This is a genomic window from Methylomonas koyamae (assembly GCF_019669905.1).
Lineage (GTDB): Bacteria > Pseudomonadota > Gammaproteobacteria > Methylococcales > Methylomonadaceae > Methylomonas > Methylomonas koyamae.
On sequence record NZ_AP019777.1, the window covers coordinates 3,404,623 to 3,429,921 of the forward strand.

Sequence of the window (25,299 nt, forward strand, 5' to 3'; positions counted from 1 at the left end):
CCGGCTGAACGTGGAGGTGCAGCCGGAGCCTGCCGGGTTGGCGGCGATCAGAATCCCCAGAATTCGACGCTTTCGAACGAAAACAACTCGCTGGGCGGCAGTTTCTCGCTCAGTTCCGCCAGACGGATCGGCTTCTCGATACCGTAGCCTTGGCAAAAGTCGACACCGATCTCCTTCAGCACGCTGCGGATTTCGTTGTTCTCGACATATTCCGCGATGGTTCGCAGCCCCATCGAATGGGCAATTTCGTTCATCGATTTGACAATGGCAACGTCGGCCTTGTTGTTGTGTATCTCTTTGACGAAGGCGCCGTCTATCTTCAAATAATCGACATTGAGATTTTTCAGGTATGAATAGGACGAATATCCGGAACCGAAATCGTCCAGCGAGAATGTGCAGCCGAACTGTTTGATTGCAGCGATAAATTTTTTAGTGAAACCCAAGTTCTCGGCCGCGACGGTTTCGGTGATTTCGAACGTAATTTTTTCGCAAGGTACGTTGCCTGCCGCCAACGCCGATTTCAGAAATTCCAGAAACTCCTCGCTGTTGATCGACTGCCCGGACAGATTGATCGAAAAGCCGTCCATCTTATCGAACAGTTCCCGATTGCCGGCGATCCAGTCGAACACGTTATTGACCACCCACTTGTCGATTTCCGGCATGCGCTGGCAACGTTCCACCGCCGGAATGAAATGGTCGGGCGGGATCACATTGCCGTCTTCGCCGGTGACGCCGAGCAAGATTTCGTAATGCAGGTAGTTGGCGGCAAGCGGATCGGTGGCCGCGATCATCTGGCAGCGGCCGAACAGGCGGTTTTCGGCGAAAACCTTGTCGATCCGGCCGATCCATTCGTGCAGCTTTTCCTGGTAACGCAAGTTCTCGTCTTCGCTGGAAAACACCACTACGTTATTCGGCCCGGAGCGTTCGGCCGACATGCTGGCGGAATCGGCCCGGCGCAGCAACTCCTGCACGTCGTAGGATTCGGCCGCGAACGGCACCAAACCCAGGCTGACGCTGATCGAGAAGCTGTTTTCCTGCCATTGGAAATGGGCGTCGTTAACCACTTTCACCAACTTTCGCGCCGACGCCAAGCCTTCCGCGGCGGGACGGTTCTTGAACAAAATCGCGAACGACTCGTCGCCGAGCCGGGCCAGCAAATCGTGGCTCTCGACATGTTGCGCCAGGGTTGCCGCCAAGCTTTTCAGCAGTTGTTCGACCCCGGCGCTGCCGCAGATATTGGCAATGACCCGCAGATCCAACACCTCGATATGGCACAGCATGTGGTGGGCCTCGCCGATTTTGGCGGTCTCGTTTTTGAGCTGTTTGCAAAACTCCTCGCGGGTAAACAGCTCGGTCACCGGATCGTGCGTGGCATTGAACAGCAACTTTTCATGCATTTTCTGCAACATCAGGTTGGTAGTTCTGTCCACCAACGGCGAGTCCAAGCTTTCCATTTTGATCGCGTCGCCGCTACGCATCAAATCCGCCAGCTCTTCTTTGCTCAACTCCAGTTTGTTGAGCCCGTCGCGATTGACGAACACATACAACTGCAACAAATCGCCGATCCAGACCAGCTTCATCGCCTCGAAGCCCTGGCCGTCGCGGAGCACGGAAAACCAATCGCCGATGCTGAGTTGCTCGACCTGGGCCAGCCACGCGTCTTCCTTGATCGGCAGCTCTTTCTGGCTAGCGCTGTCGGCCGGCGGAATTCTGACCGTCGCCATCGGCTTGCGCACTCTAGGCTCACCGCTACCCAGCAACAATGCGGTCAGTTCGTCGACTACGCTATCGAGGAAAAATACGTTGGTACAAACCGAAGTCAACTGCTCCTTAACGTAGTCCAGCGTAGTCTGGATAGTCGCCGCCTGGATCTTCAGCATCGAATCCTGCTCGAACAACCAGAACAATAGATCGTCGAACACTTTCAAATAAGCGCGTTTCTCCTCGGGTTTGCGTTCGATGTTCAACTCGGCGATCAGCAACAAGTGCTGCCAGCCGTATTGCAATAACTCCGGAATCACTTTCGGCACCACCCGGCCGGCGATGCGTTTGTCGATTTCGTCCTGTACCGATCGCCGCGCTCTTTCCAGCTTTTGCTGGCCTTCGTAGGTTTCTACGATGCGTTTGACATTGGTATCGACCGACCGGGTCACCTGGCGGGTGAGTTCTTCCAACTCCCGCTCGGCCTGCTTGAACACTTCCGGATTGGATTCGTTGTGTATCCGGGCGACGATATTGTCTACCGCATTTTTGATGTTGATGTTTTTAACGATTCGATTGGTTTTGACCGCCGGCTCCAATACCGACAACTGGTTCAAAATATTTTTCACCGGATGCAAATCTGCATTCAAAAAATCGTCGCCGCGCAACGCCAAAGACAGCAGCGGCAAATGGATCCGCTCCAACACCGGCTTGATCTCCGACGCTTGGGCGATATCGTTGAACAACGTTTCGAAAAACCGGCCGTAGAGTTCCAGATGTTGCAAATCGGCCGGGGCAAACGATTTGGCGCCCAAACCCAAGCCGCTCAAGGTCTCCTGCAAACGCTGCTTCAACGCCGCGGCATCCCAATGCAACTTGCGCTCGCCGGCCAGATTTTCCTGCAGTTTAGTAATGGCCGCGGCAATTTCGTCGCGATCGAATAATGCTGCAGCTTGCGGCCGCGCCGCGGCGGCGGAAACGGCAAGTTCCGGATAATCGATACCGGTTTCGGTCAATAAATCCAGCAGCGTGGCCGCGACTTGGCCTATCGGCCGCCGTTCGCGGACTTCGGCGCCAGCCGGCATCAGGCCGTCGCCAGGCGCTTGCCCCCCCGCCCCCGGCCGCCGCGGATCGGCCGCAATCGCGCCGCCGCCACCCCGGGACTTGCCGATATCGGTCCACTGCTCCTGCCGCGCCGGTTTCTTATCGGCCGATTGGTTGCGCGATAGGAACAAATAGGTTTTCTGGTACAAACCGTTCAAGTCGCTGAACAGTACCTTGCCGAAGGCGCTATACACCAAACTATTGATTTTCCGGCTCAAATCGAGCTGGATCACCAACTCCCGAAAGCTATCGCATAACACCGCAGGGTTAAGCGGATTGGCGACGCCGCTTTCGTTGAAACCGAAAATCCGGCCGATTTCGCTGGCGACCAGATTGATTTGTTCGTCGTAATGGTTGGCCAGTTTCCTGACAATCAGCGACATATTCAGCCAGTCTTCGAAGTCCTCTTTCTCGACCAAGGAGAGCGCGTTGTAATCCGGAATCAGCCGCTCCCTTTCCGGCGTGTTACGCGCGATATCGTCGACCTGCGACAGCACCGAAGTGCAAAATTCGCTGATAAACGTTTCCCGCCCGGTTTTCAGTACCGTGACCAAATCGTCGCACATCGATTGGTTGGTAAAGCATTCGCTGAATTGGCTGGAGTCGGCGATGTAACTGCCCACCATTTCGTAGTAACGGTTCAATAGCGGCGGCAGGTTCTCGATTAAAAACACCTTGAACAGATTTCTCAGCTTTTCCTGGTCCAATTTATTCGGCTTGGCATCGCTGGCCGCCAACAGCGCAGCCAGCGGCGCTTTGGCCAAATTTTTCAACGCGTCGAATGCGTTCCGCGGCATGTCGTCGACCGCGATGCCAATGCCGCCGCCGGCAATATGCAAGGCTCGGGCGTCGATTTCGTATTGCTCGCCGCCCGTGGCGGCGGCAATCGAAAACTGGACTTTAATCGCTTTGTCCAGCGGTATTTGCTCGGGCGATTTCAGCGCCAGAAAAAAGCCTCCCAGACAGAAGTCCAAAATCACGCCGTCGAATTTCAGCCGATTGTCGACCACCAACACGGCTGCCAGCTCGATCGGATAGCGGATATACCTGCGCTGTTTCGGTTTGTTGATGTTGGTAGGCATGCAAAGCGAAAATTTAAATTGTATCGAGCGGCGAAATCCGAAATCAGGAGCCGAAACACGATCGATTGGAGCAGCCCGTACCGGGCTGAAAAACACTCACAGGTGCCGACTTGGGCGAAATTCGGCGTCCGCGGCGAAGCGTCTAACAACGGCGCTAACTCTCGAATCCAATACTACACCAGCTCCGCGGAACGCACAATTAGCGGCCGGTCAGGGCTAAACCGCGTCGATTGCGGCCTAGAGCCAAAGGCCTAATTATCCGACTATAGCAGCGGAGTCGGTGGCGCCGGCCGTCAGGAATTCGTCGGACCCTCCCGCACCGCCGCCGTGTACAATGATAGTCGTTGCGGCTGAAAGCGGTACCCGGCAAACGGGATTCGGTCGACAACGCCCGTATTCCCGGCCGGCCACGATCCGACCGCCAATTAGCGCAAGCGCCGCTTTGCCCGAAATTCCGCAGATACAGCATGACAGACCCATCATTCGCGCCGTCACCTTTTACGGCTTCCCGTTTCAGCGTCGCCCCGATGCTCGACTGGACCGACCGCCATTGCCGTTACTTTCACCGGCTTTTAAGCAGGCACGCTTTGTTATATAGCGAAATGGTGACGACCGGCGCCATATTGCAAGGCAACGCCGAACGGCATTTGCAATTCGACGCGGCCGAACGCCCGCTTGCCTTGCAATTGGGCGGCAGCGATCCGGCGGCATTGGCGCAATGCGCCGTTATCGGCGCCGGTTACGGCTACGACCAAATCAATCTGAACGTCGGCTGCCCCAGCGACCGAGTGCAAAACGGCCGCTTCGGCGCCTGCCTGATGGCGGAGCCGCAATTAGTCGCCGATTGCGTCGCGGCCATGCGCGATGCGGTGTCGATTCCGGTCACGGTCAAGTCGCGCATCGGCATCGACGACCGCGATTCCTACGCAGAACTGACCGAATTCGTCGCCACGGTAGCGAATGCCGGCTGCAAAACCTTCATTGTCCACGCCCGCAAAGCCTGGCTGTCCGGATTGTCGCCGAAGGAGAACCGGGAAATTCCGCCGTTGCGTTACGACGTGGTATTGCAACTGAAACAAGATTTCCCGCAACTTGAGATTGTCATAAACGGTGGCATTAATAGTCTGGATACGGCGGAAGCGTTGCTGGACCGGGTCGACGGCGTCATGTTGGGGCGAGAGGTTTACCACAACCCTTACCTGCTGGCCGAGGTCGACGCACGCATCTTCCACGACCCGCAGCCGCTGCCAAGCCGCAGGCAGGTAGTGATTGGAATGCAAGACTATATCGAGCGGCAATTGGAGTCCGGCCAACGCCTGCACAACATCACCCGCCACATGCTCGGTCTGTTCCACGGTGCGGACGGCGCCCGGGCTTGGCGCCGGCATCTGAGCGAGCATGCCGGCAAACCGGGTGCCGGTTTTCAGGTGGTTTTGGACGCTCTGGCATTTACTTTTTGATCCTGTATACTCACGGCATTTTTTTACCCAGAGGCGGCGATGGAAGAATATTTCTCCAAAATCATTGAGGCGATAGGCGAAGACGTGAATCGGGAAGGTTTGCGCGACACGCCGAAACGGGCCGCGAAAGCCTTTAAATTTCTGAATAACGGTTACGAAAAAAACCTGGACGACGTCCTGAACGGCGCCATCTTCCAAGCCGATACCGAAGACATGGTCATCGTCAAGGACATTGAGCTCTATTCGCTATGCGAACACCATCTGCTGCCCTTCATCGGTAAATGCCACATCGGTTACCTGCCGCAAGGCAAGGTGCTGGGCCTGTCGAAATTGGCGCGTATCGTCGACATGTATGCCCGGCGCTTGCAGATCCAGGAGCAATTGACCCGGCAAATCGCCGACGCGGTGGCAACCGCCATCGACGCCCGTGGCGTCGCGGTCGTGATCGAAGCCAAGCATTTGTGCATGATGATGCGCGGCGTCGAAAAACAAAACTCGGTGATGACCACCTCGGTGATGAGCGGTATTTTCCGCCAGGAAATCAGCACCCGCTCCGAATTCCTCAATTTGATCAACCGCAAATAGCCCGATGAGCGAAACCCCAGCCGGCAAAACCGGCGTATTGCTGGTTAATCTCGGTTCGCCGGCGTCGCCGAAAACCGGAGACGTGCGCCGTTTCCTGCGCGAATTCCTGGGCGATCCGCGCGTCGTCAATTTGCCGCGGCCGTTGTGGTGGCTGATTTTGAACCTGTTCGTGCTGCCGTTTCGGCCGCGCAAATCGGCCCATGCCTACCAATCGATCTGGACCGAGCAAGGTTCGCCGCTGATCGAGTTCAGCCAACGGCTGACCGAAAAGTTGAAAGCGCGTTACGGCGGACCGTCGCTGGCCATCGACTGCGCGATGCGCTACGGCGCTCCGGCCTTGCGCGACAAATTGCGCGAACTGAAAAAACAAGGCGTGGACGAAATCGTCGTGCTGCCGCTCTACCCGCAGTATTCTTCGACCACCACAGCCTCGATTTTCGACATCGTCGCCGACGAATTCGTCCACTGGCGACACATGCCCGGCCTGCGCTTTATCAGCGATTTCCACCGCCATCCGGCTTACATCCCCGCCGTCGCCGATTCGGTACGCCGGCATTGGCAACAACACGGCCAAGCCGAAATGCTGGTAATGTCTTTTCACGGTTTGCCGGCCAAACTGACCGAATGGGGCGATCCGTATTACCACCAATGCCAGGCCAGCGCCCGCTTGCTTGCCGAACAGTTGGGGCTGGCCGACGCGCAATGGAAATTGGTGTTCCAATCGCGTTTCGGCCGCGCCGAATGGCTGAAGCCCTATTGCGTGGAAGTGCTGCAGGAATTGCCTCGGCAAGCCATTAAAAACATAGACGTGATTTGCCCGGGATTTTCGGTAGACTGTCTGGAAACGCTGGAAGAAATCGCGCTCGCCAACCGCGAAGTCTTTTTGGAAGCCGGCGGCGAAAGCTACCGCTATATTCCGTGCCTGAACGACAGCGACGCCCACGTCGAGCTGATGCTAGAGTTAATAAGAACCGCACACTGACAGTGCGGCCGATACAAACGGGGGAGGCAGCATGCAACAGAATATTCTTCAAAGCTGGAACGGCGAATGGCCCCAGGCTCGATCCACCGAACCGCTGGCAACCGGCGCCGGCGTCGTCGACCCAGGCGCGTTCAATACCATCGAGGTCGACGAACTGTTCGACAACGTCAATTACGCCAGCACCCTGGCCGGCCAAGCCGTGTTGTACCGTTCGCTGGCCCGGCCGCTGGACGACCGCGCAGCGATTGCCGCCAAACAGGAAGCGGTGCGCGAAATTCGCGACAATCCGGCCGTACGGGAAAACGTCGAAAACATCGTCGCCAATGCCGCCGCCGACGAGAATCGCTTGTATCTGCTACTGTTCGGCGAATTCCTTGGCGGTTTCGGCACCGCACGCGTAGAGCATCAGATCGAAGGCTACGGCTACAAACAATACGTGCGCGGGATTCGGGTGGTATTGAATCTGGTAGGTGCCATTTACAACTCCGGTCGGCCGCAAAGCCCTTATCTGCAAGGCGTGTTCGACAAAATCGGCAATTTCGCCCAAAGCAACGAATATTCGCTGATGGTTGGCCCGGTCTATAACAGCGAAAAAGGCCTGCAAAGCAAGGAGCAACGCAAAAACTCGTTCGCACCGGCCACCATTTTCCGGCCAACCCTGTTCAAACCGCTATTGATTGCATTATTGGTCGCCGCAGTCTGGGGATTGACCCGGATTTTCCCCAGCGACATGTTCCAGGTCACCCGCGACGGCCTGTCGGTGGCTTCGGTGTTTTTCCTGCCGTTGGCGTTGGCTTATATTCCGGTGATCGGCGGTTACGACCGCGACAATTGCATCATCCCGCTGCGCGATATTTACAAGAATTCCACCGCCCTCGGAGAATTGCTGGACGGTCTGGGCCAGCTCGACGAATTGTTGGCCTTTGTCAAGTATGCCGAAAACTACGGCAGCGAGACGGTGCTGCCGGAATTGCTCGATGCCGACCACCATTACATCGAGTTGCGCGACGCCAAAAATCCGGTGCTGGGCCATAAAAACCCCAGTTATGTCGGCAACGATTTCAGCATGGGCGCGGAACGTCTGGTCTGCGTCACCGGCCCGAACAGCGGCGGCAAAACCGCTTTCTGCAAAACCGTTACTCAGATTCAACTGTTGGCGCAAATCGGCTGCTACGTTCCGGCCCGGACCGCCAAACTGACCGTCGCGGACCGGATTTTTTACCAAGCGCCGGAAATCAGCCACTTGGACGATGGCGAAGGCCGCTTCGGCACCGAACTGAAACGTACCCGCGACATCTTTCTGGCGGCCAGTAGCAACAGTCTGGTCGTGCTTGACGAAATGGCGGAAGGCACTACTTTTGAAGAGAAAATGCAGTCGTCTATCGACGTGTTGGACGGCTTTTACCGCAAAGGTAACAGTACCATCCTGATCACGCACAACCACCAATTGGTCGACGTGTTCGTCAATCGCCGGGTGGCGACGCCGAAGCAAGTAGAGTTCGCCGACGACATGCCGACCTTCAAATTAATCGACGGCATATCCCGCGTCAGCCACGCCGACCGGGTCGCCAAGAAAATCGGCTTTTCCAAACAAGATATCGATAACTATCTAGCCAATTCATGAAAATAGGTACACCCGACACCGCCTCCGCCACCAAAGCCCTGCTGCTGGGTAGCGGCGAGCTCGGCAAGGAAATCGCAATATCGCTGCAACGTTACGGCGTGGAAGTGATCGCGGTCGACCGCTATGCCGGCGCGCCGGCGATGCAGGTGGCCCACCGCCGCCACGTGATCGATATGACCGATGCCGCGGCGGTCAAGGCGTTGATTGCGTTGGAACGCCCCCACTTCATCGTCCCCGAACTGGAAGCGATCGCCACCGACGCGCTGGCCGAGATCGAACGAGCCGGGCAAACCGCAGTGGTACCGAATGCCCGCGCCATTCAGTTAACGATGAATCGGGAAGGCATTCGCCAGTTGGCGGCCGAGGAGCTGGGCTTGCCCACCTCGCGCTACGCCTTCGCCGAAAGTTTCGACCAATTACAGGCCGCCGTGAACGCCGGCATCGGTTACCCCTGCTTCGTCAAGCCCACCATGTCTTCGTCCGGTAAAGGCCAGTCGATGGTGAAAAGCGCCGACCAATTGCAGGCTGCGTGGGATTACGCCAAAGCCGGCGGCCGCACCGATACCGGCAAAGTCATCGTCGAAGCCAAAATCGACTTCGACTTCGAAATCACCTTGCTGACGGTGCGCGCCCTGGATGCGGAAGGACAAGTGCGGACTTATTTCTGCGAACCGATCGGCCACCGCCAGGAACACGGCGACTACCGGGAAAGCTGGCAACCGCAGGCCATGAGCGAAAACGCCATCGCGCTGGCGCAACAAATTGCCGGCAAAGTCACCGATGCCTTGGGCGGCCTCGGCCTGTTCGGCGTGGAACTGTTTGTCGCCGGCGATCAGGTCTGGTTCAGCGAGGTCAGCCCGCGGCCGCACGACACCGGCATGGTAACGATGGCCAGCCAACGCCAGAGCGAATTCGACCTGCACGCCCGGGCGATCTTGGGTTTGCCGGTCAATACCGCGCTGGACAGGACCGCCGCCAGCGCGGTGATTCTGGGCGGCATCGACGCCAAAGCCGTCAGCTACGAAGGCCTGGAGCGGGCCTTGGCCATACCCGACACCGACGTGCGCCTGTTCGGCAAGCCGGAAGCCTTCGCCGCCCGCCGCATGGGCGTCGCGCTGGCGAGCGGCGACACGGTCGAGGCGGCGCGGGCCAAGGCCTTGCAAGCCGCCGCGGCAGTCAGCGTTCGGCAATGATCTGAAACAACCTCGGGGTAAAGCGATGAAACGTATGCTGATCGCCATCTTATCCTTAGCGCCAATCGCCGACTCCAGAGCGGATATTTACAAATACGTCGCTCCCGACGGCCGGGTTTATTACACCGACGAACCGAAAAAAGGTCTCGACTACCGCCTGATCATCCGCACCCGGCCGCGTACTTACCAGCGCGATTTGAAATTCATGTCCGGCAACCGGCTCAAATTCAACGACTTGATTGCCAAAGCCGCGGCCAAGCACCAGATGGACCCGAAACTGCTGCATGCGGTGATCCAAGCCGAATCGGCCTACAACCCGAATGCCGTGTCGTCCGCCGGTGCGGTCGGCCTGATGCAGTTAATGCCGGACACCGCCCGCCGCTACGGCGTCACAGACCGGCGCGACGCCGAGCAGAACGTCGACGGCGGCACCCGTTATTTGAAAGACCTGCTGGCCATGTTCAATTCGAATCTGACTTTGGCCGTGGCGGGTTACAACGCCGGCGAAGGCGCGGTGATGAAATACGGCAACAGCGTGCCGCCCTACCCCGAAACCCGCAATTACGTACAACACGTGCTGTCGCTATACCGGAAAAGTTGAGTGAAGATCGCCGCGATAAAACACTTGATCGCCGGCTCGACCGAACTGTTCTCTCTGCCCGACATCTATTTCCAACTCAACCAAATGATCCGCGACTCGCGCCACTCGCCGGCCGAAATCGGCACGGTCATCGCGCGGGACCCGGTGTTGTCGGCGCGGCTGCTGCGGATCGTCAACAGCCCGTTTTACGGCTTCCAAGCCAGAATAGACACGTTATCGCGGGCCATTACCGTGATCGGTATCGATGACCTGCACAGCCTGGTACTGGCGACCTGCATCGCCGACCGTTTCCGGCAAATCCCGTGCGAGCTGGTGGATATGGCCGGATTCTGGCGACGCAGCATCCACTGTGCGATTCTGGTCCGCGCCCTGGCAAAGCGCTGCGCGGTGCTGCACGCCGAAAGGCTGTTTATCGCCGGCCTGCTGCACGATATCGGCTCGCTGCTGCTGTACCACCGCCTGCCGGAGCCCAGCCGCCAGGCATTGCTGGCCGCCAATGGCGACCGGCGGCTGATTCCGGGTTTGGAACAAAACCTGATGGGCTTCAACCATGCCGAGGTCGGCCGCGAATTGCTGAAGAGCTGGGGCTTGCCCGAAAGCTTGTACGAGACGGTAGGCTGCTATTTGGAACCGGAACAGGCACTGTTGCACAAGCTGGATGCGCATCTGCTGTACATGGCTTGCCGGCTGGTCGACAGCAAAACTCCCGACGAGCGCAGCCGCACTGCGGCAGGCTTTTCCAAGCAGAGCTTGACGCTGGCACGCATCGACCGCGAACAGATTCTGGAGATTGCCGACCAAGCCGACCGGGAACTGCCGCAAATGCTGGATTTGCTAGGCCCGCCCTAATCCGCTGCCGGCTGCAGCACGTCGAGGCCGAATTGTTGCAGCAAGCCGGCCAGTTTGATCAACGGCAGGCCGACCAGAGCATTCGGGTCTTCGCCGCAAATTTTATCGAACAAGGCGATGCCCAGCGCTTCGGCTTTGAAACTGCCGGCGCAATCGTAGGGGCGGTCCATGTCCAGGTAATATTCGATCTGTTGCCGGCTCAAAGGCTTGAAATGCACCTCGCACCGGTCCAGCGCGGTGTAATGCTGTCCGCTGGCGCTATCCAACAGGCAAAGGCCGGTGTAGAAAGATACGGCTTTACCCGATTGGCTTTGCAACTGGGCCACCGCCCGTTCCCGGTTCCCCGGTTTTCCCAGGATTTCGCCGTCGAATGCCGCCACTTGGTCGGAGCCTATGACCCAATGCGCGGGATGGCTACGGCCGACCGCCAACGCTTTTTCGACGGACAAGCGCAACGCTAACTCGGCCGGCGCCTCGTTCGGAAGCGGTGTTTCGTCGACGTCGGCCGGACAGCAGCTAAAGTCAATCGCCAGTTTTTTCAATAGCTCGCGGCGGTAGGCGGAGCCGGATGCCAGCACGATGGGGCGCTTATCGGTCATGGGTAGCGTAGTTGTCAGTTTGACGCAACAGTCTGATATCTGTATCATTGTACAGTTATGTCAGACAAGTTTCCCGACCATATCGATCCTCTGCTGTTCGCTGAAAGACGTAGCGTATTGGCCGGGGAATTGAACATCGCTGCCCTTGAACGCTTAGCCGACAGCGTGATTGACCGTAGCGGCGCCTTGAAAGTCCGAATCGAATTCGGCAAAGAGGGTAAGCGGGTTACCGTGTCCGGCCATATCGGGGGCGACATCCAATTGGAATGCCAATCCTGCCTGCAGGCGCTGGCATGGCCTGTGGATATCAGCTTTAAATTGTCTGTTGTGTCTTCGCTACAAGAAGCCAAGCAACTGGACGATTCCGAGCCGTTAATGCTGGACGGCGAGACGATTTCGTTAACCGCCTTGATTGAGGACGAAATTCTGCTGGCGTTGCCGGATTATCCGCGACACCCGTTCGAATGTATCGAACGCAACCGTTCCGAAGACGCCGATTACGGCGCGACCGATAGTCAGATCAAGGCGAACAACCCTTTTTCTGTTTTAGCAAAACTTAAAAAAACTGGAGATTGAAATGGCAGTACAAAAGAGCAAAGTATCGCGTTCCAGACGCGGTCAACGTCGTTCACACGATGCATTGGTCGGCAAAACCCTGGCCCAGGATCCGTTGACCGGCGAAACCCATCTGCGCCACCACATGACGCCGGACGGTTACTTCAAAGGCCGCCAAATCGTCGGCGCGCACGAAGAAGATTAATCGCCTTAAACCCGCCGCGCTGCCGCGGACGCCGGATTTAGCCGAGCAAACCGCTTCGGCCCGATCTTCGGGACCTGCGCTTCGGTAACGGCAGCCGGATGGCGAACTGCGGTTGCGGTAAAAGGGTAGTTTCTGGGTAAAGCCAACTTGTTGTTCGACAGCAGTTGGCTTATTTTAACTTCTGGGGTTAGTCATAAGCGTGAGCTCAACTCTCTCAATCGACGCCATGGGCGGGGATTTCGGTCCGCAAGTAACGGTTCCCGCCTCTCTGGCCTGTCTAAGAAAAAATCCGGATCTGAAACTCATCATGGTTGGCGACGAAGCGGTTCTGCACAAACTGCTGGAACCGGCGCTGGCCGAGTTCAGCGGCCGGATCAGTATTCAACACGCCTCGCAAGTCGTGGAAATGGACGAAACGCCGCAAAAAGCCTTGAAGAACAAAAAAGATTCTTCGATGCGGGTGGCGATCAACCTGGTAAAGGAAGGCAAGGCCGACGCTTGCGTCAGTGCCGGTAACACCGGAGCGCTGATGGCCACGGCCCGCTTCGTGCTGAAAATGATCCCCGGCATCGACCGCCCCGCCATCATTTCCACGCTGCCGTCGACCTTCGGCCATACCCACATGCTGGATTTGGGCGGCAACGTCGATTCCAGCGCCGAACATTTGTACCAATTTGCCGTGATGGGCGAAGAAGTGGTCAAAGCGGTGGAAAACATCGAACGGCCGCGCATCGGCCTGCTGAACATCGGCGAAGAGGACATGAAGGGCAACGAGCAAGTCAAGGCCGCCGCCAAGCTGTTGGAAAATTCCGCGCTGAATTACATCGGTTATGTGGAAGGTAACTCGATCAACGCCGGCAACGTTAAAGTCGATTTGATCGTCACCGATGGTTTTGTCGGCAACGTCGCGCTGAAATCGATCGAAGGCGCCGCAAAAATGATCGGTTCCAAATTAAAAGACAGCTTCTCGAAAAACTGGCTGACCAAACTGGCCGGCTTGGTAGCCTACCCGGTGCTGAAACAGTTCAAAGACAGCATCGATCCGCGTTTGTATAACGGAGCCAGTTTCATCGGCTTGCGCGGCTTGGTCATCAAAAGCCACGGCGGCGCCGACGCCCTGGCCTTCGAAACCGCCATTCATCTGGCCGAGCTGGAAGTCGAGCAAGGCGTAATCCGTAAAATCAGCGAAAAATTGGAAGTCGCACTGGCGCAGAAGGCCGCACTATGAGCCGCTGGACTAAGGTAATCGGTACCGGCGGCTATCTGCCGGCCACGATCCGCACCAACGACGATATCTCCAACATGGTCGATACGTCCGATAGCTGGATCTACGAACGTACCGGCATCAAAAGCCGCCGCATCGCCGGCCCGGACGAAACGGCATCGAGCATGGCCGAAGTCGCCGCCCGCCAGGCCATAGACGCGGCCGGCATCGCCGCCGCAGATATCGACATGATCGTCGTCGCCACCGGCACGCCGGAGCGGGTCTATCCCAGCACCGCCTGCCTGCTGCAGGAACGGCTGGGCATCAAGCAATGCGTCGGCTTCGACATCCAGGCCGCCTGCTCCGGCTCGGTTTACGGCCTCAGCATCGCCGACCAATACATCAAGACCGGTTTCGCCAAAAACGTGTTGGTGGTCGGCAGCGAAATCTGCTCGCGGATTGTCGACTGGAGCGACCGCAGCACCTGCATCCTGTTCGGCGACGGCGCCGGTGCGGTCCTGCTGACCGGCAGCGACGAACCCGGCATCTTGTCGACCCACATCCATTCCGACGGCGGCTACGAAGATTTACTGTATTGCCCCAATCCGCAAGTCGCGGCTGCGGCCAAACAACACGAGCCGGCCTACATCAGTATGCGCGGCAACGAAGTGTTCAAAGTTGCGGTCAACACGCTAGGCCGCATCGTCGACGAAACTCTGGCAGCCAACGGCCTGCAACAAAGCGATATCGACTGGCTGGTACCTCACCAGGCCAACACCCGCATCATTGCCGCCACCGCGAAAAAGCTCGGCATGTCGATGGATCAAGTGATTCTGACCTTGGAAAACCAAGGCAACACTTCTTCGGCATCGGTATTGCTCGCCTTCAACGAAGGTGTGCGCGATGGCCGTATCCAACGCGGGCAAACCGTGTTGATGGAGGCGTTCGGCGCCGGCTTCACCTGGGGTTCCGTATTACTGAGGTACTAACAATGACAATAAACGAACAAAGTTACAATCTGGCCTTCGTCTTTCCCGGCCAAGGCTCGCAAGCGGTCGGCATGCTCGGCTCGCTGGCGGCAGCCACCCCTGTCGTCGCCCAAACCTTCACCCAAGCCTCCGACGCGCTGGGCTTCGATCTTTGGGATCTGGTCGCCAATGGTCCGGAAACCGATCTGAACCAAACCCACAACACGCAACCGGCCATGCTGGCCGCCGGCGTCGCGGTATGGCGGGCCTGGTGCGAAATAACCGCGATCCGTCCAGCCTGGATGGCAGGCCACAGCCTGGGCGAATACACCGCACTGGTTTGTTCCGGCGCAATGGGCTTCGAAGACGCGATCAAGCTGGTCGCCGCCCGCGGCCGGCTGATGCAGGAAGCGGTACCGGCCGGGGCAGGCGCGATGGCGGCCATCCTGGGTCTGGAGGACCACCAGGTCGTCAACACCTGCGCCGAAGTCGCCAACGGCGAAATCGTCGCCGCCGCCAATTTCAACGCACCGGGCCAAGTCGTTATCGCCGGCCAGACCGCCGCGGTGGACCGCGCCATCGACGCCTTGAAAGCCCTGGGCGCCAAACGCGCATTGAAATTGCCGGTCAGCGTACCGTCGCATTGCGCGTTGATGGAAGCGGCCTCCGACCGGCTCAACGAGATTCTGCAAAGCCTGAACGTCGACATGCCGAACACCACGCTGATTCACAATGCCGACGTCAAATCGCACGGTTCGCCGGAAGTGATCCGCTATGCGTTAAAAGAACAATTATTCAAGCCGGTGCGCTGGGTGGAAAGCGTCAAATTCATGCACGAACAAGGCGTCACCGCCTTCGTCGAATGCGGCCCCGGCAAAGTACTGATGGGCTTGAACAAGCGCATCGCGCCCGACGCCGCCCATTTCACCTTGTACGACACCGAAACCATCAACAACGTTGTGGAGCAACTCCGTGGATAAGAAAACCGCCATCGTTACCGGCGCCAGCCGTGGCATCGGCCGGGCCATTGCCGAAAGATTGGCCGCAGACGGCTTTTACGTACTGGGCACCGCCACCTCCGACAGCGGGGCCGACGCCATTTCCGCTTATTTGGCCGACAACGGTAAAGGTTACAAACTGAACGTGGCCGACGCCGCCGACATCGAAAGCTTTATCAAAACCACCGGCGACGAGTACGGCACCCCGGCTGTCCTGGTCAACAACGCCGGCATCACCCGCGACAACCTGTTGATGCGGATGAAAGACGAAGAATGGGACGACATCATCAACACCAACCTGACTTCGATCTTCCGGATGAGCAAGGCCGTGCTGCGCGGCATGATGAAAGCCCGTTACGGCCGCATCATCAACATCTCGTCGGTAGTCGGCTCGACCGGCAACGCCGGCCAGACCAACTATGCGGCAGCTAAGGCCGGCATGGTCGGTTTCGCCAAATCGATGGCGAAAGAAGTTGGCTCGCGCGGCATCACCGTCAACACCGTCGCCCCGGGCTTTATCGACACCGACATGACCAAGGAATTGTCGGAAGAGATTAAAACCGCCCTGCTCGGCTCGATCGCGCTTGGCCGCTTGGGACAGCCGGAAGAAATCGCCCACGCGGTCTCGTTCCTGGCCTCCGAACAAGCCTCCTACATCACCGGCGAGACCCTGCACGTCAACGGCGGCATGTATATGCCGTAAGCGGCAGCCGACCCGCTTCGACAAAAAAGGCCCGTAGCAGAACATGCTACGGGCCTTTTTATTGGCTATGTTTGCGTTAGTAGTTGGCGTCGCCCCGGCATACCCAAAGGGCACAAGAGGAGTGCCGGGGCCCAGAAGCCACGGACGGCAAAATTTCAACACATCCTTGTGCCCTGGATCCCGGCAATACAGCCGGGATGACGGCTTCGATCTCATTCAACTATTAACGCGAACATAGCCTTTTTATTTGCACTCGGCTAAAAGCTCAACCGCCCCGCATCGCCGCCGCCACTGCTGCCGCCCGCGTGGAAACGCCGAGCTTCTCGAAGATATGTTCCAAATGCTTGTTGACGGTACGCGGACTGGTCGCCAGGATGATGCCGATCTCTTTGTTGGTTTTGCCGCGGGCGATCCACATCAGAATTTCGGCTTCGCGAAAAGTCAGCTTCAACTTTTCGCGAAGCGTCTCCGGACTCCACTGCGCATCGTCGCGCTGCAACAGCAGCAGATATTCGCCGGGTTGTTCGCAGGCGTTGACCGTGACGGCAAATCCCGGCACCAGACGGTGCGGTTCCGAGTCGGCCTCGCTGCGGCCGGATTGGCGCAACCAACGCTGAAACCAACCCAGCATGCCCTCCGGTAACGTGCTGTCGCCGGCGGGCGCTGCATCCAATCCCTGAAATGCGTTGAAGTCCGCCAGCCATTGCGCGCCAGCCGGCGTCCGCCAATGGATTTGGCCGCCGGCATCGACCGCCAGCGCGGCAAATTCGCCGTGGTTCAACAATTGTTCCGCTCTGAGCAGGTTGCGGGTCTGAGTCAGATGCACCTCGATCCGCGCCAATACTTCCGGCGGTCGAATCGGTTTGACGATGTAATCCAACGCCCCTTCGCCGAAGCCGCGCAGCAAATTCTCCAATTCGCTGAGGCCGGTCATGAACAACACCGGAATCGCCGCGGTCGCCGGGTCCGCTTTCAAGCGGGCACACGTCTCGAAACCGTCGATACCGGGCATCATCACGTCCAGCAGGATGATGTCGGGTTTGACATATTGAATCTGCTCCAGCGCTGAAACGCCGTCGGTGGCGACCAAGACCCGGTAATTGGCTTCCGACAGCGTGTCCGACAACAAAGCCAAATTACCCGGCGTATCGTCGACGATCAACACCGTACCGTTACCGGGAGCCGCTTCCATCATCGCCCTGCCTCCTGTTTGGTCATATTCAATAGCTGCCTGATACGGCCCAGTTTAAATTCGTTGGCCAAACCTTCCAATTTGGCGAAAAACCCGGCGTATTGCGGGTGCTGCACCGACAGGCGTTGCAATACCTTCTTCAAGCCCATCAAATCGCCTATGCGCACGCAATCGACGCAGTCGGCCAGCAATTCCGCCGGCGGAACCGGCACGCTCCGCTCGCCGGCGGCGGCCGGCGCCGCTTCGTCGCGGTACAGCCATTCCAGCGCCAAATAGAGTTTCAGCTTGTGCATCAGTTCCCGCACCTGAATCGGTTTAGCCAGGAAGTCGTTGCAACCGGCATTCAACGCCGCCATCCGGTCGCTGGCATAGGCATTCGCGCTCAGAATCACAATCGGCACGCTGCAGCCGCGTTCGCGCAACAGCATCGCGGTTTCGATGCCGTTCATGCCGCTCATCGAAATATCCAGCAAAATCAAATCCGGCCGGTCCTCGGCCGATTTTTCCAGACATTGTTCGCCGGAATCGGCTTCGCTCAGATAAAACCCCAAGGGTTCCAGCATCTCCAGTAGCAGTTCGCGGTGCTCGCGCTGGTCGTCGACCACCATGATTCGGCGTCTGGCGCCGGCGTAACCGACGATGGCCGCCGCCGGTTCCGGGTCGGTATCGGCACCGAGACTGGGCAACAACAAGCGCACGGTAAAGGTCGAGCCCTCCCCCGGCCGGCTTTTCACGGTCAATTCGCCGCCCATCACCTCGGTCAGGATTTTGCTGATGGTCAAGCCCAACCCGGCGCCAGCCACCGCATTGCCGGTCGCCTGGTTGACTCGGGTAAACGGCTGGAAAATATTCTGCAAATGCTCTTCGTCGATACCGGCACCGCTATCGATGACCTGAAAACTGGCGACGCCGCCGCTATAGCCGATGCGAAACACAATCTCGCCGCGCTCGGTGAATTTGACGGCGTTGCCCAACAGATTGATCAGAATCTGCCCGACCCGCTTCTCGTCGCCGCGCACCCGCTGCGGCAAATGGTTACCGATCTGGCATTTGAAACTCAAGCCTTTGTCCTCTGCTTGGACTTGGTAGGTATGCACCAGATGTTCGACGAAATCCGGGAAATTGAACGGCTGGTACTTCAATTCGAACTTGCGCGCTTCGATCCGGGCAATGTCCAGAATATCTTCGACCAACGCGCACAAATGCTCGCCGCTACGTTTCAGCGTTTCCACGGCCTGCTTGCGGTGCGGCGGTATCTCCGGGTCCTGGTGCAGGATATGGGCGTAGCCGATGATGCTGTTCAACGGCGAGCGGATCTCGTGGCTCATACTGCTGAGGAAGCGGCTTTTGGCCTGATTCGCGCTGTCGGCCAGCTTCATCGCTTGCTGCAACTTGCTGTCGGTTTTCTTGTGCTCGTCGATTTCCTGCAGCAACAACTGGGTTTGTTTGGCGGTTTCCTCGTGGGCGACCCGGCGGCTTTCGGCGTTCAGGATCAACCACCAGGTACACAGGCCGATGAAGACCAGCAATGAGGCATAGATTTTCAGGAAATTATGCAGCAACAACTGAAATGCCGCCGCATCGCGGCGAATGCTGAGCAAATCCTGGTAATAAATGATGCTGATAAAAATACCGGTCAGCACCGCCAGAAAGCCGAACAGCAAGCCGAAGCGCAATAAACGCATCCGCGCATGCAGGCTCAGAAACTCGGGCATGGCAGTTTTGGCCATCCGCTCCAGATAGTCGTCGAAACGAAACCCGACCTTGCAGCTATCCAGGCAGCGCGCATCCAGCGTGCAGCACAACGAACAAATGCTGCCGCCGTAAGCCGGGCAATAGGCCACGTCGTCGTGCTCGAACTCGTTCTCGCAAATCGAACAAGTATTGCGGGCGTAGCGGTTGCGTTCGTCACGGTCGCGGGCCAGGTAATGTTTGCCCTGGCTGAACCAGGCCAGCGCCGGCACCAACGCAAAGGCCAGACCCAGCGCGATCAGTGCCGAGAAGGCTTTGGGCCATTCGCCGAACAAACCGACATAAGCCAGAATCGACACCAGCGACGCGACGAAAGTCGAGACCATGCCGACCGGATTCAGATCGGACAAATAGGCCCGCTTGAACTCGATTTCCTTCGGACTCAAGCCCAAGGGCTTGTTGATCATCAACTCCGCGGCGACGGTGCTGATCCAGGCAATCGACATATTCGAAAACAAACCCAGCACCTTCTCCAACGCGCCGAACACGCCGAATTCCATCAACAGCAAGGCGATCAACACGTTGAACAGCAACCACACCACCCGCCCCGGATGGCTGTGGGTCAGCCGGGAAAAGAAGTTGGACCAGGCCAGCGAGCCGGCGTAGGCATTGGTGACGTTGATCTTGAGCTGGCTCAACACCACAAATAACGTAGTGGCGGCCAGGGCCCATTTCGGGTCTTCGAACAACTCGTTGTAGGCCACCAGATACATCTGGGTCGGCTCGTGGGCGTGCTCGGCCGGGATGCCGTGGCGGATCGCCAGATGCGCCAACAGTGCGCCGAGCAATTGCCGCACCACGCCGAACACCACCCAGCCCGGCCCGGCCGCCAACATTGCCCCCCACCAGCGCCATTTATTTTGTTCGGTCTGGTCCGGCAGAAAACGCAAGAAGTCGACCTGCTCGCCGATCTGCGCCACCATCGAACAGGCCACCGTCGCCGCGCTGCCGAACAGCAGCCAATCGAATCCCTGGCCGCTGCCGGCAATCCAGAAATAAGTTTCCAGCGTCAGCAACGCCTCCGGCTCGGCCCGCGCCACGGCGATATACGGTGCGATCAATAATAGCAGCCAGACCGGCTGGGTCCAAAGCTGCATCCGGCTGATCGTAGTGATGCCGAAGGTCACCAGCGGCACCACGATCACCGCACTGACCACGTGGGCGTAAGCCAGCGGAATCTGAAAATACAGTTCCAGCGCCAGCGACATGATCGACGCCTCCAACGCAAACAGCGTGAAGGTGAACGAGGCGTAAATCAGCGAAGTAACGGTCGAACCGATGTAGCCGAAACCGGCGGCGCGGGTGAGTAAATCGATATCGATATGAAACTTGGCGGCGTAATAGCTGATCGGCAGCGAGGTGATAAAAATGACGATGCCAACGGCGATGATGGCCCAGAAAGCGTTGGTAAAGCCGTAGTTGATCGACAAAAACCCGCCGATGGCTTCCAGCACCAGGAAGGACGTCGAACCGAACGCGGTGTTGGCGACTTGGAACTCGCTCCACTTCCGAAAGCTGCGCGGCGCATAACGCAGCGCGTAGTCTTCCAGGGTTTCGTTGACGACCAGGGCGTTGTAGTCGCGGCGGATTTTGGTGATGTTTTGGTGAATTGGCTTCATATGTTGTGTCGCTGCCGCGACGGTTGTTTTAATGCCGGTTCGCGGACCGGCGGCCGCGATACTTTTGCTACGAAAACCATCCGTGGTTTTCGCCCTGCGGGCCAGCCTATCGGCTGTTCAAATTCGTTCCAGACGAATTTGTGCGTCGCCAAAAGAAAGTATCCAAAGAAAAGGCGACCCGGATGCCGCTTGTTCCCTGCGCTCCGAAGCTTTTGAACGGGGTTGCCGAAAGGGGCTTCCTGCCCCTTCGGAAACGCGATGCATCCCTGCATCGCCCCTATGGGCTGTTCCGTTCAAAAGCTCCGGTGCTCGGCGCGGCATACGGGACAAAACCATCGCGCTATCAAAACGGATTTGGCGCTTCCGGTACTCGAAATTTGTCGGAAACGCTAACGCATCTTTTGGATTACATGATCTGAAATGGCTAAATGTACGGATTTCGTAGGGTGGGCACGGCTTTTTGTGCCCACGCGGACAAACCTTTCATTCCCCCGTTGCCAAATCGTCAACACCATCACCACCCCAATCCATCGAATAAACGCCGTCCTTAACATATCGATGAAACGTCGAATAAGGCCATTCGCTTACCCGCTGGCAATACCCGTGCTTCACCGGGTTGTAATGAATGTAATCCATATGCCGGGCAAAATCGGTTTCATCGCGAATTTGATGTTCCCAATACCGGCGTTGCCACAATGTCGATTCCCGATGCTTTTGTTTCGACACATTGATCCATTCGGCCCGCCGATACGCTTCGCCACAAGCCATGCTCACCTGCCGTTTGATCACACTCCAACGCGTGGCAAAATCTCCGTCGTCCGCCGGCAAGGTCCAAATGCAATGCAAATGATCCGGCAACAACACCCAGGCGTCGATGGTAAACGGCCGTTTGGCACGAGTGGTTGCAATTGCCTTGCGCAAAGCCTCCCGAATTGGTTCATCGCATAAAATCGCTTGCCGCCGATACGCCACCACCGTGAAGAAATAAGTTGCTCCGGGATTTTGCGAGCGGCGGTAACGGGACATTTTGTTCGTTAATTTTCGGCGGTTAAATCAGGATTTGTGGCATTTCCGCGTGGGCACAAAAAGCGTGTGCCCACCCTACGTTGCTTCATGTTTTGGTGTCGCTGCCGCGACAGGTGTTTTAATGCCGGTTCGCGGACCGGCGGCCGCGATACTTTCTTTTGCGTCGCCAAAAGAAAGTATCCAAAGAAAAGGCGACCCGGATGCCGCTTATTCCCTGCGCTCCGAAGCTTTTGAACGGGGTTGCCGAAAGGGGCTTCCTGCCCCTTCGGCAACGCGATGCATCCCTGCATCGCCCCTACGGGCTGTTCCGTTCAAAAGCTCCGGTGCTCGGCGCGGCATACGGGACAAAAACCATCCTGATTTCGTAGGGTGGGCACGGTTTATGTGCCCACGCGGACGAACCTTTCATTCCCCCGCAACCAAATCGTCAACGCTACCACCCCACTCCATCGAATAAACGCCTTCGTTAACATATCGATGAAACGTTGAATAAGGCCACTCACTGACTTGCCGGCAATATCCATGTTTCACCGGGTTGTAATGGATGTAATCCATATGCCGGGCAAAATCGGTTTCATCTCGAATTTGATGTTCCCAAAACCGGCGTTGCCACAATGTCGATTCTCGATGCTTTTGTTTCGATGCATTGATCCATTCTGCCCGCCGATACACTTCGCCACAAACCACGCTCACCTGCCGTTTGATCACACTCCAACGCGTGGCAAAATCTCCGTCGTCCGCCGGCAAGGTCCAAATAGTATGCAAATGGTCCGGCAACAACACCCAGGCATCAATGGTAAACGGCCGTTTGGCACGAGTGGTTGCAATCGCTTGTCGCAAAACCGCCCGCACCGGTTCATCACATAAAATCGCTTGCCGCCGATAAGTCACCACCGTGAAGAAATACGTTGCACCGGGATTTTGCGAGCGGCGGTAACGGGACATTGTTATTTGGTTGTTAAATTTTGGGCGGTTAATTCGGAGTTTGCGATTATCCCCGCGTGGGCACATAAACCGTGCCCACCCTACGTTATTAATCCACCTGAGCAGAGTATCTATCTAAAATCAGCTCATCAAGGAACGAAGCGGCGCTTCTAATTCGTTTTACTGATAGCTCGACTTGTTCTAATTTATCTATATCAAAAAAAGCTATCTTTTCTCTTTTGTAAAAAACAGGAGCACCGTGTTTTAAATAACCAGGTAAAAATTTTCCGAACAATAATATTTTTTTTAAAACTTCATTTTCAAATGAACTCAATACAAAATATACGCCAGTGGGACTCTTGAATCGTTCGGCAAGACTAGTGACAAGCCAAGGCTTTCTGCCGTATTTAATCTCAAATGCAATATCAGGATAAAGGAATGCAATCTCCGCACCCCGCAGAATAGTGAAAATATCGTTTTCACTGCGAAAACTAGGCTTAATAGAAATATTTTCATTAACACCCTTATCACACGATTTACTAGTGCATGGGTGCTTCGGCCATGGAGGTCCTAATTCATCAAAAAAGACACGACTTCCACTTTTGTTCTGATAAAAAAATACTGGCTGACTACACACTGGACATTCAGCATTTGGATTTATAAATTGTGCCGTTGTAGAATTTCGCACCCGCATTTCTTCCAGTGTTGAACGCCAATATTCAATGTCATTTTCTAGGAAACTGTCTCTATCCCATTGATCTCGCTCGACCCAGTGCCCGTCTACCCAAAAAGTGGTCCCGAATTGATTTGTACGATAAAAACCGTCTCTCCAGAATCGAGTCATATATAAACTTCTCTATTGTTATTAAAATTCAAAACCTGAAATCCAAATAGGTAGGATTCACCAGTCCTATAGGACGTGTTGAACGGAGAGAAGAGAAGCGCATCGGTCGCTAACGATGCGCCTCCTGTAGTGGTCAACTTTTTTCGGACACCAAGATAGGTTGCTGAGCTGCCATTTTCATTTCATAGCCATTGGGTGGCAGGTAGCCCAATGACGAATGCAATCGTCGACTGTTGTAGAAGTTGACGATGTAGTCTGTCACGTCACGGATGGCCTCGGCGTGATTAGCATACTGGCGGCGCCAAACACGCTCCATTTTCAGATTTAGAAAGAAGCGCTCCATGACCGCATTGTCCCAGCAATTGCCCTTTCGACTCATGCTGCCTTGGAAGTCATGGCGCTCAAGTAATTCACGATATTCGTGACAGCGTATTGGCTGCCCCGGTCGGAATGCACGATCAAGCCTGGCGACGGTCTGCGCTGGGCGATGGCAATTTGCAAGGCGGTGCAAACCAGTTCCGCCGGCATGTTGGGCGCCATGGCCCAACCGACGACTTTGCGCGAATAAAGATCTAGCACCACGGCCAGATACAGCCAGCCGCTCAGCGTGCGAATATACGTGATGTCCGACACCCAAGCTCGATTAGCCTCGCGTTGTTCAAACTGACGATCCAGCACATTCTCGTATACCGGCAACGCATGGTTACTGTCAGTCGTATGGACGAATTTGGGCTTCCAGATCGGCTTGAGCTGGAGCTCTCGCATCAGGCTGCGAACCCGATGCCGTCCGATCTCGATGCCTTGTTCCGCCAGTTCCTGACGCAGGCGGCGACTGCCATAGCTACGCCCCGTCGCTTCGAATACACTGCGTAGACGGATGCGTGTGCCGCAGACCGCTGGCGGTTGCCGGGTTCGCTGCCTGGCGGCATAGAATCCCGAACGGCTGACACCCAATAATTTAGAAGCCTGCTGCACCGTCATGGCCCTCTCTGCTGTCAACTGTTGAATCACTTGATGTGTCATCGCAGTTCCCTGGCAAAGAGGGCCGAAGCCTTTTTTAGCAATTTATTGTCTGAACGCAGTTGTCGATTTTCCTGCTCCAACTGCCGTATCCGCTGCTGATCGGGTGTTAACGGCTTACCGATACCTGCTTGGCCGGATTGCTCGGCTTGCACCTGTTTCACCCAGCGGCGCACCGCCGTCTCGCCGAGTTTGAGCTCCTGACAAACCTGAGACACCGTCAGCCCCTGCTCCTGGAGCATCTTCACCACTTGCAGCTTGAACACCGCATCAAAACTTCGCCTTTCTCGTTTCATTCCATTCACCTTGGAGGTTGATAATCAATAGTCTATCAACCTAGTCGGGTGTCCATTTTTATTAGACCACTACACTCCTGTCGTCGGCAGCATCCTACAACACAATCAAAATCCTAGCTTTCAAAATCATTTAATACCTTTCCATCTCGCGATGGGGTTGTCCCCGTTATTCCGCCCCGAGCATCGTAGCTTTTGGCGAGACTAGCCCGCAGG

20 protein-coding genes and 1 pseudogene are annotated in these 25,299 nt (G+C 56.8%); 13 read left to right on the forward strand and 8 right to left on the reverse strand.

The genetic code is table 11. From position 1 onward, the window contains the following. Positions 1-47: 47 nt before the first annotated feature. Positions 48-3,887, reverse strand: a complete 3,840-nt coding sequence (locus MKFW12EY_RS15275) for a DUF1631 family protein (protein WP_221053305.1) — start codon at positions 3,885-3,887, stop codon at positions 48-50. A 467-nt stretch (positions 3,888-4,354) separates the two neighbouring features. Between MKFW12EY_RS15275 and dusA the strand changes: the two genes are divergently transcribed. Genes dusA through MKFW12EY_RS15310 form a run of 7 tightly spaced genes read left to right on the forward strand, consistent with a single transcriptional unit; the run spans position 4,355 to position 11,181 of the window. Then, on the forward strand, positions 4,355-5,347 hold the full coding sequence (gene dusA, locus MKFW12EY_RS15280; protein ID WP_082409968.1) for a tRNA dihydrouridine(20/20a) synthase DusA: 993 nt from the start codon (positions 4,355-4,357) through the stop codon (positions 5,345-5,347). Between the two features lie 39 nt (positions 5,348-5,386). Continuing rightward, the gene (folE, locus tag MKFW12EY_RS15285) at positions 5,387-5,932 is read left to right on the forward strand and encodes a GTP cyclohydrolase I FolE (RefSeq protein ID WP_054763474.1); all 546 of its coding nucleotides are present in this window, start codon (positions 5,387-5,389) and stop codon (positions 5,930-5,932) included. Between the two features lie 4 nt (positions 5,933-5,936). Beyond that, entirely contained in the window at positions 5,937-6,914 is a 978-nt protein-coding gene (gene hemH, locus MKFW12EY_RS15290) for a ferrochelatase (protein WP_054763475.1), read from the forward strand. Positions 6,915-6,945: 31 nt separating this feature from the next. Next, entirely contained in the window at positions 6,946-8,538 is a 1,593-nt protein-coding gene (locus tag MKFW12EY_RS15295; RefSeq protein ID WP_221053306.1) for a MutS-related protein, read from the forward strand. Then, positions 8,535-9,731, forward strand: coding sequence for a formate-dependent phosphoribosylglycinamide formyltransferase (gene purT, locus MKFW12EY_RS15300; protein WP_221053307.1), 1,197 nt, complete (start codon positions 8,535-8,537; stop codon positions 9,729-9,731). Before MKFW12EY_RS15295 ends, purT begins: the two co-directional genes overlap by 4 nt. Positions 9,732-9,756: 25 nt before the next feature. Beyond that, positions 9,757-10,332 (forward strand): lytic transglycosylase domain-containing protein, encoded by a 576-nt coding sequence (locus MKFW12EY_RS15305; RefSeq protein WP_054763472.1) that lies wholly within the window; start codon positions 9,757-9,759, stop codon positions 10,330-10,332. After that, positions 10,333-11,181 (forward strand): HDOD domain-containing protein, encoded by an 849-nt coding sequence (locus MKFW12EY_RS15310; RefSeq protein WP_054763468.1) that lies wholly within the window; start codon positions 10,333-10,335, stop codon positions 11,179-11,181. Here the strand turns inward: MKFW12EY_RS15310 and MKFW12EY_RS15315 are convergent. Continuing rightward, on the reverse strand, positions 11,178-11,780 hold the full coding sequence (locus tag MKFW12EY_RS15315; protein ID WP_054763469.1) for a Maf family protein: 603 nt from the start codon (positions 11,778-11,780) through the stop codon (positions 11,178-11,180). The genes MKFW12EY_RS15310 and MKFW12EY_RS15315 overlap by 4 nt on opposite strands. 57 nt (positions 11,781-11,837) lie before the next feature. Here MKFW12EY_RS15315 and MKFW12EY_RS15320 point away from each other — a divergent pair, with 57 nt between their 5' ends. The 6 genes from MKFW12EY_RS15320 (at position 11,838) to fabG (ending at position 16,413) form a co-directional block, all read left to right on the forward strand. Beyond that, positions 11,838-12,356, forward strand: a complete 519-nt coding sequence (locus MKFW12EY_RS15320) for a YceD family protein (protein WP_064021010.1) — start codon at positions 11,838-11,840, stop codon at positions 12,354-12,356. Between the two features lies 1 nt (position 12,357). Beyond that, positions 12,358-12,540: a 50S ribosomal protein L32 gene (rpmF, locus tag MKFW12EY_RS15325; protein ID WP_054763470.1), complete on the forward strand. Its 183-nt coding sequence runs from the start codon at positions 12,358-12,360 to the stop codon at positions 12,538-12,540. Between the two features lie 199 nt (positions 12,541-12,739). Then, entirely contained in the window at positions 12,740-13,768 is a 1,029-nt protein-coding gene (gene plsX / locus MKFW12EY_RS15330; RefSeq protein WP_221053308.1) for a phosphate acyltransferase PlsX, read from the forward strand. Further along, positions 13,765-14,733, forward strand: coding sequence for a beta-ketoacyl-ACP synthase III (locus tag MKFW12EY_RS15335; protein ID WP_054763471.1), 969 nt, complete (start codon positions 13,765-13,767; stop codon positions 14,731-14,733). Before plsX ends, MKFW12EY_RS15335 begins: the two co-directional genes overlap by 4 nt. Positions 14,734-14,741: 8 nt before the next feature. Beyond that, complete coding sequence (gene fabD / locus MKFW12EY_RS15340; RefSeq protein WP_425334043.1) at positions 14,742-15,692, forward strand: ACP S-malonyltransferase; 951 nt, start codon at positions 14,742-14,744, stop codon at positions 15,690-15,692. Then, positions 15,685-16,413, forward strand: coding sequence for a 3-oxoacyl-ACP reductase FabG (gene fabG / locus MKFW12EY_RS15345; RefSeq protein ID WP_221053310.1), 729 nt, complete (start codon positions 15,685-15,687; stop codon positions 16,411-16,413). The genes fabD and fabG overlap by 8 nt, the downstream gene beginning before the upstream one ends. Before the next feature lie 265 nt (positions 16,414-16,678). On the opposite strand, the gene MKFW12EY_RS15350 is transcribed toward fabG, so the two are convergent. The 6 genes and pseudogenes from MKFW12EY_RS15350 to MKFW12EY_RS15375 all read right to left on the reverse strand — a co-directional run bounded on the left by MKFW12EY_RS15350 (position 16,679) and on the right by MKFW12EY_RS15375 (position 25,086). Continuing rightward, positions 16,679-17,608 carry a response regulator gene (locus MKFW12EY_RS15350; protein WP_054761878.1) on the reverse strand — a complete coding sequence of 310 codons (930 nt, stop codon included), beginning with the start codon at positions 17,606-17,608 and terminating at the stop codon, positions 16,679-16,681. After that, a complete protein-coding gene (locus MKFW12EY_RS15355) occupies positions 17,605-20,976 on the reverse strand; it encodes a hybrid sensor histidine kinase/response regulator (RefSeq protein ID WP_221053311.1) in 3,372 nt (1,123 codons plus the stop codon). The genes MKFW12EY_RS15350 and MKFW12EY_RS15355 overlap by 4 nt, the downstream gene beginning before the upstream one ends. Before the next feature lie 483 nt (positions 20,977-21,459). Beyond that, positions 21,460-22,002, reverse strand: coding sequence for an REP-associated tyrosine transposase (locus MKFW12EY_RS15360; RefSeq protein ID WP_221053312.1), 543 nt, complete (start codon positions 22,000-22,002; stop codon positions 21,460-21,462). A 405-nt stretch (positions 22,003-22,407) separates the two neighbouring features. Beyond that, positions 22,408-22,947 carry an REP-associated tyrosine transposase gene (locus tag MKFW12EY_RS15365; RefSeq protein WP_082409836.1) on the reverse strand — a complete coding sequence of 180 codons (540 nt, stop codon included), beginning with the start codon at positions 22,945-22,947 and terminating at the stop codon, positions 22,408-22,410. Positions 22,948-23,035: 88 nt separating this feature from the next. Further along, on the reverse strand, positions 23,036-23,770 hold the full coding sequence (locus MKFW12EY_RS15370; RefSeq protein WP_157199389.1) for a hypothetical protein: 735 nt from the start codon (positions 23,768-23,770) through the stop codon (positions 23,036-23,038). Positions 23,771-23,903: 133 nt separating this feature from the next. Further along, a pseudogene (locus tag MKFW12EY_RS15375) lies at positions 23,904-25,086 on the reverse strand (IS3 family transposase). Positions 25,087-25,299: the final 213 nt, after the last annotated feature.

What these genes read in the sequence shown, in the direction of transcription:
- MKFW12EY_RS15295 (WP_221053306.1), top strand. Translation starts at nt 6,946, where the DNA reads ATGCAACAGAATATTCTTCAAAGCTGGAACGGCGAATGGCCCCAGGCT.
- hemH (WP_054763475.1), top strand. Translation starts at nt 5,937, where the DNA reads ATGAGCGAAACCCCAGCCGGCAAAACCGGCGTATTGCTGGTTAATCTC.
- folE (WP_054763474.1), top strand. Translation starts at nt 5,387, where the DNA reads ATGGAAGAATATTTCTCCAAAATCATTGAGGCGATAGGCGAAGACGTG.
- rpmF (WP_054763470.1), top strand. Translation starts at nt 12,358, where the DNA reads ATGGCAGTACAAAAGAGCAAAGTATCGCGTTCCAGACGCGGTCAACGT.
- MKFW12EY_RS15305 (WP_054763472.1), top strand. Translation starts at nt 9,757, where the DNA reads ATGAAACGTATGCTGATCGCCATCTTATCCTTAGCGCCAATCGCCGAC.
- MKFW12EY_RS15320 (WP_064021010.1), top strand. Translation starts at nt 11,838, where the DNA reads ATGTCAGACAAGTTTCCCGACCATATCGATCCTCTGCTGTTCGCTGAA.
- MKFW12EY_RS15350 (WP_054761878.1), bottom strand. Translation starts at nt 17,608, where the DNA reads ATGATGGAAGCGGCTCCCGGTAACGGTACGGTGTTGATCGTCGACGAT.
- MKFW12EY_RS15315 (WP_054763469.1), bottom strand. Translation starts at nt 11,780, where the DNA reads ATGACCGATAAGCGCCCCATCGTGCTGGCATCCGGCTCCGCCTACCGC.
- MKFW12EY_RS15275 (WP_221053305.1), bottom strand. Translation starts at nt 3,887, where the DNA reads ATGCCTACCAACATCAACAAACCGAAACAGCGCAGGTATATCCGCTAT.
- MKFW12EY_RS15335 (WP_054763471.1), top strand. Translation starts at nt 13,765, where the DNA reads ATGAGCCGCTGGACTAAGGTAATCGGTACCGGCGGCTATCTGCCGGCC.
- dusA (WP_082409968.1), top strand. Translation starts at nt 4,355, where the DNA reads ATGACAGACCCATCATTCGCGCCGTCACCTTTTACGGCTTCCCGTTTC.
- MKFW12EY_RS15360 (WP_221053312.1), bottom strand. Translation starts at nt 22,002, where the DNA reads ATGTCCCGTTACCGCCGCTCGCAAAATCCCGGAGCAACTTATTTCTTC.
- purT (WP_221053307.1), top strand. Translation starts at nt 8,535, where the DNA reads ATGAAAATAGGTACACCCGACACCGCCTCCGCCACCAAAGCCCTGCTG.
- MKFW12EY_RS15355 (WP_221053311.1), bottom strand. Translation starts at nt 20,976, where the DNA reads ATGAAGCCAATTCACCAAAACATCACCAAAATCCGCCGCGACTACAAC.
- MKFW12EY_RS15370 (WP_157199389.1), bottom strand. Translation starts at nt 23,770, where the DNA reads ATGACTCGATTCTGGAGAGACGGTTTTTATCGTACAAATCAATTCGGG.
- MKFW12EY_RS15365 (WP_082409836.1), bottom strand. Translation starts at nt 22,947, where the DNA reads ATGTCCCGTTACCGCCGCTCGCAAAATCCCGGTGCAACGTATTTCTTC.